Source organism: Actinomadura sp. NPDC000929, assembly GCF_040492065.1.
Lineage (GTDB): Bacteria > Actinomycetota > Actinomycetes > Streptosporangiales > Streptosporangiaceae > Spirillospora > Spirillospora verrucosospora.
The window spans coordinates 26,100-34,005 of the sequence record NZ_JBEUPA010000091.1 but is presented as its reverse complement, the minus strand read 5'-3'; the positions used below and the strand labels follow the sequence as shown (position 1 = coordinate 34,005).

Sequence of the window (7,906 nt, the reverse complement as noted above, 5' to 3'; positions counted from 1 at the left end):
CAGGGCCACGTGGTCGAGGCGGGACCGGCCTCCGACGTCCTGCACAGCCCCTCCGCCGCCTACACCCGGGAACTGCTCGACGCAGTCCCCGCGATTGTGACGGCGGCGATCCCGGCGAGGAGTCCGGTCACCGGACCGCCTCGACCGCCAGCCCCGCGAGCCGGCGCGGGACGTCGCGGACCCGGTCCTCCTCGGGCAGCACGGTCACCAGCAGCGACGCCAGCGCCAGCAGGAAGTAGGGGCCCTGGCCCTCCACGGTGTCGCGGAACAGCTCGCCGCCCGCGACCGGGGCGCCGCGCCACGGCGGGAGCCGCCTGCGCGTCACCGTGGTCAGCGCGGTGATCTCCAGCAGGCCGATCCCCGGCACCTCCTTGACCATCTCGGCGGGCTCGGGGCGCCTGGCCCGGCCGCGCGGGACGGCGGTGACCCCGTCCTCGTGCTCGGTCAGGCGCAGGGTGCCGAAGAAGGCGACCGCGTCCGCGGGGCGCCCGTGGTAGAGGTGCGTGAACACCGCGTGGCGGCGCCCCTCCCACACGGCCGCGAGGACGGGGTCGCTGAGGCCCGTCTCGGCGTCGCGGGTCGCCGTCCCGCCGACCCGCAGCCGGCCGCCCTGGACGCGGAACTCCTGCTCGAAGCGGTCGACCCCGATGTCGGCGGCCCAGGCCAGCGCGTCCTCGCGGGTGCCGCTGGAGATCTCGTGGAGCCGCCCGCCGTCGGCGATCCGCGCCACCGACGTGCACGGCCGCCGCAGGTCGTGGTCGCCGGCGAGCCGGACCCGCACCCCGTCCAGCGAGCGGTGGGTGACGCTCCGGCCCCCCGCGCCCTGCTCCCGTGTGCCCTCTCCCGGTTTTCCCATGCCGCCCCCTTCCCGGGGGACGCGCCCCACAGAAACGCCGCGGGTAAGAATTGCGACGCTACGCGTGATACTTCGCTTCAGGGTCAAACCTTCCGGAAGTGGTCACGCCCGGGACCGGGTAGGGTCAACTGCCGGACTCGCGCGGCAGCGGCGTTTCAGCGGCGGCCGTCCCCGGCGCCCTGGATAGGGTCGTGTGGTTCTCCGGCAGGTAGGCGCGTGAGGTGGAGCCCGTGAGCAAGGTCGATGTGCTGGTCCGGCGGCTGGATCCGGAGCTGCCCCTGCCCCAGTACGCCCACGCGGGCGACGCGGGCGCCGATCTGGTCGCGGCCGCCGACGTGGAACTGCCGCCGGGGGAGCGCGCCGTCGTCCCCACCGGGATGGCGATCGCCCTGCCGGACGGCTACGCGGCTTTCATTCACCCCCGGTCCGGATTGGGCGCTAAGTTGGGGGTGACCATCGTCAACGCACCCGGTACGGTCGACGCCGGCTATCGGGGTGAGATCAAGGTGACCCTGCTGAACACCGACCCCCGCGCCACGGTGAGACTGCGGCGCGGAGACCGCATCGCGCAGATGGTCGTCCAGCGGGTCGAGCACGCGGTGTTCCACGAGGTCACCGAGCTTCCCGGATCGGCGCGCGGAACCGGCGGGTTCGGCTCCACCGGCGGATTCGGCCCTGCCCCGCGATCCGGGGACAACGAGCACAGTAGAGAAGGAGCGTGAGTCGTGGCTTTTGGACGTCGCCGGCAGGCCGAGGAGCCCGCTGAGGGTCCCGAGGTGACCGAGGAGCCGGCGGAGACCGCCGAGGAGGCTCCCGCCGAGGCGGGGTCGGCCAAGGCGGAATCGGCGGCGGGCGGCCCGTGGGATTCCGAGGACTCCTTCCCCGAGCTGCAGCGGCTCGACTTCGGGGCCCTCCAGGTGCCGGTGGCGCCGGGGCTGGGCTTCCAGGTGAACTTCGAGGCGACCCAGGTCGACGAGGAGGGCAACCCGCTGGACGGGCGCCCCGTCGCCGTGCTGGTGCAGTACGAGGAGAGCGCCATGCAGCTCCAGGTGTTCGCCGCGCCGAAGCGCAGCGGCATCTGGGACGACGTGCGCCGCGAGACCGCCAAGGACATCCAGGAGGAGGCGCAGGGCCAGACCCAGGAGGGCGAGGGCCCGTTCGGCTCCGAACTGCTGGCGATGGTCCCGGCGGCGCTGACCGAGGAGGTCCTCGCCGAGATGCCGCCGGAGGTCCGCGAGCAGATCCCGGCGGAGTTCGTCGAGCAGGGCTGGGCGCCGCAGATCATCCGTTTCCTCGGCGTGGACGGCCCCCGCTGGTTCCTGCAGGCCGTGGTGCAGGGCGCCGCGATCGAGGACGAGGAGCAGTGGCAGGTCCTGGAGGACGTGCTGCGCGGCGTGGTGGTGCACCGCGGCGACGCCCCGATGCCGCCCCGCGAGCTGCTGGAACTGCAGATCCCGCAGGAGTTCAGCGAGGCCGGCGAGGACGGCGAGGAGGGGGCCGTGGAGACCTTCGACCCCTTCGAGCGCGGCCCCGAGATCACCGAGGTCCGCTGACCGCACGCACATCGGACCCGTCCGGCCGCACGCTTTTCGGACGTGCGGCCGGGCGGGTTCGCGGCGTCTGCGCCCGGCCCATCGCTTGCCCTGCACCGGCCTCCGGGCGGTCAATCAGTGCATGTCGAAGAAGACGCGCAAACGCCGGGCCCGCAAGCGGAGCAAGCACAACAAGGGCAAGCGGCCCAACGCCCGCCGCTAACTCTCGATCATCTCGAACGTCATCGCGTGCTCGACGCCCGCCTGCTTCCCGCCCGCCTCGGCCGCGCCGGTGAGGAACGCCTCCGCGTCGAACCCGGCGCCGAGTTCGGCGAAGTACACGCGGTGCGCGAGCAGCGAGTCGATGCCGGCCCGCAGATGGCCGGTGACGTTCACGTAGTGGGTGGGCTGCGGCGACCCGCCGAACAGCGCGAACCGGACGCCCCGCCACGGTTCGAGGCCGAGGTCGCGGAACACCCACCGGTTGGCCGCGTCCCGGACCGCGTCCGCGACCGCGAGGCCGAGGGCCCGGTGGTCGGCCATGTTGAAGCCGCCGCCGGGGAAGGTCTCGCGGAAGTTGATGGACAGCACCACCTCGGGCCGGTGCCGCCGGATCGCCGCGGCGAGCGCCCGCCGCAGCGGCAGCCCGTACTCCAGCGTGCCGTCCGGCAGGTCGAGGAACTCGACCTCGCGGACGCCGACGATCCGCGCCGCCTCGACCTGCTCGGCGCTGCGGATCCGCCGCACCTCGGCGGGGTCCATCGAGTCGATCCCGGCCTCCCCGCGGGTGGCCAGCACCTCCGTCACGGTCTTGCCCTGCCCCGTCCACTTGGCGACCGCCGCCGACGTCCCGTACTCCAGGTCGTCGGGGTGCGCCACGATCGCGAGCGCGCGTTCCCAGTCCTCAGGCACCTCGTCCATCCCCCCATCCTCCCGGACGGGGCGGTGGACCGTCACAGGTAGCGGAGCCAGAGGTACGGGGTGGCCAGGGCGACCGTCACGAGGGTGACGACGATGCCGTAGCGGGTGAAGCGCCAGAAGCTGATGGGCGTGCCGTTGCGGGCGGCGATGCCGAGGACGACCACGTTGGCGCTGGCCCCGACGGCGGTGGCGTTCCCGCCGAGGTCGGCGCCGAGGGCGAGGGCCCACCACAGCACGTGCCCGTCCGTGCCGGGGTGCTGCTGGACGAGGTCGGAGACGATCGGGCTCATCGTCGCCACGTAGGGGATGTTGTCCACGATCGCCGACAGCCCGGCGGACGCCCACAGCAGCAGCATCGCGGCCACGCCGAGGCGGCCGTCGGTGGCGTCCGCCGCCGCCCGGGAGATCTCGCCGATGACGCCGGTCTCGACGAGGCCGCCGACCATCACGAACAGGCCGGCGAAGAACACCAGCGTGGGCCACTCGACCTCGCTGAGCGCCTCCTCGGTGGTCACCTTTGTCGCGGCGACGAGCAGACCGGCGCCGAGCAGCGCCACCACGGACGGCTCGTAGTGCAGGACGGGGTGCAGCACGAACGCCGCGATCACGACGGCGAGGACGGCGAGCCCCTGCGCGAGCAGGCGGCGGTCGGTGATGGCCTCCCGCTCCTCCAGCTCCATGACCTCGGCGGCGAGCTCCGGGTCGTAGCGGAACGCCGAGCGGAACAGCCACCGGCACAGCACGCAGAACACGATCATCAGCACCACGACCAGCGGGGCCAGGTGGACCAGGAAGTCGTTGAACGACAGGCCGCCCCGGCTGGCGATGATGATGTTGGGCGGGTCGCCGACGAGGGTCGCGGTGCCGCCGATGTTGGACGCCATGACCTCGGCGATGAGGTACGGCTCGGGCGCGAGGGCGAGCCGCTCGCAGACGAGGAACGTCACGGGCGCGACCAGCAGGACGGTGGTGACGTTGTCGAGCAGCGCCGACGCCCCCGCCGTGAGCACGACCAGCATCACCATGAGCCGGTAGGGGCGTCCCCGCGCGCGCTTGGCGGCCCAGATCGCCACGTACTCGAACACGCCCGTCCGGCGCAGCACCGAGACGATGACCATCATGCCGAGCAGCAGGAAGATGACGTTCCAGTCGATCCCGGACTCGGAGGAGAAGAACGCGCCCCGGGCGTCGGTGATGTGCAGCAGGAGCATCAGGCCCGCGCCGCCGAGCGCCACCGCCGTCCGGTGCACCTTCTCCGACGCGATCAGCACGTACGCGCAGACGAAGATGACGATCGCGGCGGTGGCCTGCACGGAACCTCCCGGACGGCATGCGGATGACGGGACCTGCCGACCAGACTTCCCGGCGCACCACGGGCGACTCTAACCGTCACGGCACGCCGCGGGCGAGACCGGGGCCGGGCGATGGTGGGGTTTTGCCTACCCCGATCGGAGTGCTGGACCCATCCTCGCCGGCCCCGCGCGTCCGTAGTTTCGTGTCCGGAGGCGCTCCGCGAGGGGGCGCCCGGGCGGAGGTGAGGACGATGTTCGGACGCAGGGGACCGGAACCGGGGCGCCAGGCCCCGGGTGAGGCGCTCCGGCTGGAGAACGTGCGCCGGGTGTACGGCCCCGAGGGCAACCGGGTCGTCGCGCTGGACGGGGTGTCGCTGTCGCTGCCGACCGGGTCGTTCACCGCGGTCATGGGCCCGTCCGGGTCCGGCAAGAGCACGCTGCTCCAGTGCGCCGCGGGCCTGGACCGTCCGACCGGGGGCCGCGTCTTCGTCGACGGCGCGGAGCTGACGGGCGACGGGGAGGCGGAGCTGACGAAGTTCCGGCGGGAGCGGATCGGTTTCGTCTTCCAGCAGTTCAACCTGCTGCCGACGCTGTCGGTCGTGCAGAACACGGTGCTGCCGCTGAAGCTCGCCGGCCGCAAGGTCGACAAGGACCGGGCGCGAGCCGTCCTCGAGCGGGTGGGCCTCGGCGAGCGGCTCGGGCACCTGCCCGCGGAGCTGTCCGGCGGGCAGCAGCAGCGGGTGGCGATCGCGCGGGCGCTGCTGGCCCGGCCGCGGGTGCTGTTCGCCGACGAGCCGACCGGAGCCCTCGACACCCGCAGCGCCCGCGACGTGCTCGGCCTGCTGCGCGAGTCGGTGGCCGCGTTCGGGCAGACGGTGGTGATGGTGACCCACGACCCGGTCGCCGCGTCGTTCGCCGACGCCGTGCTGTACCTGGCCGACGGGCGGATCGTCGGCCACCAGCCCGCGCCGACCGCCGAGTCCGTCGCGGAGCGGATGACGCACCTGGCCGACGAGGTCGAGCGCCAGCGCATGACGGCGGGGGCGTGACATGTTCGCACTGGCGATCGGTTCCCTGCGCAGGCGCGCGGGCGCGTTCACGGCGAGCTTCCTCGCCCTGTTCCTCGGCTCGACGATCATCATGGCGTTCGCCTCGATGCTGGACACCGCCGCGTCGGGCGGCGCGACCGGGGAGGCCCGGAGCACGCTGGTCGTCATGGCGAACGTCGTCGGCGGCTGGGGGCTGCTGCTCGTGGTGTTCGCGGTCACCTCCACGCTGACCCTGTCGGTGCGGCAGCGGGCGTCGGAGATCGCGCTGCTCAAGAGCGTCGGCGCGACCCCGGCGCAGCTCTCCCGGATGATCGTCGGTGAGGCGGCCGTGCTGGCGGTGGCCGCGGCGCTGCTCGCGATCGTCCCCGGGATGCTGGCCGGCCGGGGCGTGCTCGGCCTGCTGCACGACACCGGCCAGGTGCCCGCGGAGATCGGCCACAGCTTCGGCCCGGTCGCGCTGTCGATGGGGATCGGCATCACGACGGTCTCCGCGACCGCCGCCGCGCTGATCACCGCCCGGCGCGCCACCCGCGCCGGCGTCGCCGACTCGATGCGGTCCGCGGCGGTGGACGCCGGGAGGCTGAGCAGGAAGCGCATCGTCTTCGCGGTCCTGTTCCTGCTGCTGGCGCTGGACGAGGCGGTCATCACGGTCACGCTGATGGACGGCAAGGGCAGCGACGTGATGGCGACGTCCGGGCAGGCCGACATCCTCGCCGCGATCGGGCTGGCGCTGCTGGCTCCGGCGATCATGCGGCGGGCGACGTCCCTGCTGGCCCGGCCGCTGCGCGCGTTCGGCGCGGCCGGCGAGCTGGCGGCCGCCACCATGCGCCGCCGGACGGGCGCGCTGGCGTCCGCGGTCACCCCGGTCATCCTGTTCGTCGGCACCGCCGTCGGGACGCTCTACCTCCAGGCCACCGAGAACGCGGCGATGGAGGCCGCCGGGCTGGCCAAGACGGCCGAGCAGAAGAGCATCGAGACGCTCAACTTCGTCGTCATCGGCATGGTGGTGCTGTTCACGGCGATCATGCTGGTCAACACGCTGGTGGCGGCGACCGCGCACCGGCGCCGCGAGTTCGGGCAGACGCGGCTCGCCGGCGCGACCCCGCGCCAGGTGCTCGCCTCGGTGGCGCTGGAGTCGGCGGTGCTGACGGTCACCGGCGCGGCCTGCGGAACGGTCGCCTCGGTGTTCACGATCGTGCCCTTCGGGCTGGCCCGCCGCGACTCCGCCGTCCCGGCCGGGGACGTGTGGACCTACCTCGCGGTCGTCGCGCTCGCCGCCGCGCTGACCGGCGCCACGACGTGGGCGGCCACCCGCCGCGCGATCGGCGTCCCCGCCGTGGAGGCCGCCCTCCGCTGACCGCACGGCTTGTCTTCGCGTGGGTGCTCGCCCATACTGGGTGAGCACTCACTCATTTTTGGAGGAGCGGTCATGGCGGGATCGGTGGAGACTTCGCGCGGCAGGTTTCCGGCGGCGGCCGCCGTCCGGGGCCTGGGGGCGTCCTGGACGGGCGGCCGCCGGGTCGAGCGCGCCGCCTACGCCGTCGGCGCCGCGCTCATCGCCTCGGGCCTGCTGCACCTGGTGGTGTTCGCCGTGGACGGCGGGCCCTGGACGGGACCGGTCTCCTGGCGCAAGCCCGTCACGTTCGGGCTCTCGTTCGGCCTGACGCTCATCACGATCGCGTGGGTCAGCGGGTTCGTCCGGCTGGGCGACCGCGCGCGGACCGCGATCCTCGGCGTGTTCGCCGCCGACTGCGTCGCGGAGGTCTCCCTCATCACCCTGCAGGCGTGGCGCAGGGCGCCGTCCCACTTCAACGAGGAGACGGCGTTCGACACGGTCGTCACCCGGATGCTCGCGGCGGGCGGCGGGATCCTGATCGTCACGCTGGTCGCGCTCGCGGTCGCCGCCTTCCGCCGCGACGCGGGGACCGCGCCGAGCATGCGGCTGGCCGTCCGGTCCGGCTTCGCCGCGCTGATGCTCGCGCTGGCCTCCGGCGCGGCGATGATCGCCCGCGGGGTCGCCACGGTGCGCTCCGGCGACCAGCAGGCCGCCTACCACGTGGTCGCCGCGCTGAAGCCCGCGCACTTCGTGACCATGCACGCGATCCTCGTCCTGCCGCTGCTGGCCTGGCTGCTCACCTTCACCGGCCTGCCCGAGGCCCGCCGCGTCCGGGCGGTCGCCCTCGCCTCCGGCGCCTACTGGGCGGTGGCGGCGCTGGTCATCGCGGTCGCCGCCGTGCGCTTCGCCGCGGCCTGAGC

Annotated in this window: 9 protein-coding genes; 6 read left to right on the top strand and 3 right to left on the bottom strand. The window is 73.6% G+C overall.

Annotation, left to right across the window (positions count from 1 at the left end; all coding sequences use genetic code 11):
* Positions 1 to 127: 127 nt before the first annotated feature.
* The gene (locus ABWI04_RS27185) at positions 128 to 856 is read right to left on the bottom strand and encodes a hypothetical protein (protein ID WP_345184796.1); all 729 of its coding nucleotides are present in this window, start codon (positions 854 to 856) and stop codon (positions 128 to 130) included.
* Between the two features lie 230 nt (positions 857 to 1,086).
* Here ABWI04_RS27185 and dut point away from each other — a divergent pair, with 230 nt between their 5' ends.
* From dut to ABWI04_RS42835, 3 genes are all read left to right on the top strand, one after another.
* Positions 1,087 to 1,578, top strand: a complete 492-nt coding sequence (dut, locus tag ABWI04_RS27180; RefSeq protein WP_378188920.1) for a dUTP diphosphatase — start codon at positions 1,087 to 1,089, stop codon at positions 1,576 to 1,578.
* Positions 1,579 to 1,581: 3 nt separating this feature from the next.
* Complete coding sequence (locus ABWI04_RS27175; RefSeq protein ID WP_353834220.1) at positions 1,582 to 2,409, top strand: DUF3710 domain-containing protein; 828 nt, start codon at positions 1,582 to 1,584, stop codon at positions 2,407 to 2,409.
* 121 nt (positions 2,410 to 2,530) lie between these two features.
* The gene (locus ABWI04_RS42835; RefSeq protein ID WP_486303772.1) at positions 2,531 to 2,611 is read left to right on the top strand and encodes a 50S ribosomal protein bL37; all 81 of its coding nucleotides are present in this window, start codon (positions 2,531 to 2,533) and stop codon (positions 2,609 to 2,611) included.
* Here the strand turns inward: ABWI04_RS42835 and ABWI04_RS27170 are convergent.
* Both ABWI04_RS27170 and ABWI04_RS27165 read right to left on the bottom strand, forming a co-directional pair.
* The gene (locus ABWI04_RS27170; RefSeq protein ID WP_502913172.1) at positions 2,608 to 3,267 is read right to left on the bottom strand and encodes a PIG-L deacetylase family protein; all 660 of its coding nucleotides are present in this window, start codon (positions 3,265 to 3,267) and stop codon (positions 2,608 to 2,610) included. The two genes, ABWI04_RS42835 and ABWI04_RS27170, sit on opposite strands and share 4 nt — an antisense overlap.
* A 74-nt stretch (positions 3,268 to 3,341) precedes the next feature.
* On the bottom strand, positions 3,342 to 4,622 hold the full coding sequence (locus ABWI04_RS27165) for an ArsB/NhaD family transporter (protein WP_345184806.1): 1,281 nt from the start codon (positions 4,620 to 4,622) through the stop codon (positions 3,342 to 3,344).
* Between the two features lie 230 nt (positions 4,623 to 4,852).
* On the opposite strand from ABWI04_RS27165, the gene ABWI04_RS27160 reads away from it, so the two are divergent.
* The 3 genes from ABWI04_RS27160 to ABWI04_RS27150 all read left to right on the top strand — a co-directional run bounded on the left by ABWI04_RS27160 (position 4,853) and on the right by ABWI04_RS27150 (position 7,904).
* Entirely contained in the window at positions 4,853 to 5,650 is a 798-nt protein-coding gene (locus tag ABWI04_RS27160; protein WP_345184808.1) for an ABC transporter ATP-binding protein, read from the top strand.
* Position 5,651: 1 nt separating this feature from the next.
* Positions 5,652 to 7,007, top strand: coding sequence for an FtsX-like permease family protein (locus ABWI04_RS27155; RefSeq protein ID WP_353834218.1), 1,356 nt, complete (start codon positions 5,652 to 5,654; stop codon positions 7,005 to 7,007).
* Between the two features lie 72 nt (positions 7,008 to 7,079).
* Positions 7,080 to 7,904, top strand: coding sequence for a hypothetical protein (locus ABWI04_RS27150; protein WP_353834217.1), 825 nt, complete (start codon positions 7,080 to 7,082; stop codon positions 7,902 to 7,904).
* Positions 7,905 to 7,906 lie beyond the last annotated feature (2 nt).

Bases quoted from the DNA above. Each gene is read 5' to 3' on its own strand.
- ABWI04_RS27150 (WP_353834217.1), top strand. From the start codon at position 7,080: ATGGCGGGATCGGTGGAGACTTCGCGCGGCAGGTTTCCGGCGGCGGCC.
- ABWI04_RS27160 (WP_345184808.1), top strand. From the start codon at position 4,853: ATGTTCGGACGCAGGGGACCGGAACCGGGGCGCCAGGCCCCGGGTGAG.
- ABWI04_RS27155 (WP_353834218.1), top strand. From the start codon at position 5,652: ATGTTCGCACTGGCGATCGGTTCCCTGCGCAGGCGCGCGGGCGCGTTC.
- ABWI04_RS42835 (WP_486303772.1), top strand. From the start codon at position 2,531: ATGTCGAAGAAGACGCGCAAACGCCGGGCCCGCAAGCGGAGCAAGCAC.
- ABWI04_RS27185 (WP_345184796.1), bottom strand. From the start codon at position 856: ATGGGAAAACCGGGAGAGGGCACACGGGAGCAGGGCGCGGGGGGCCGG.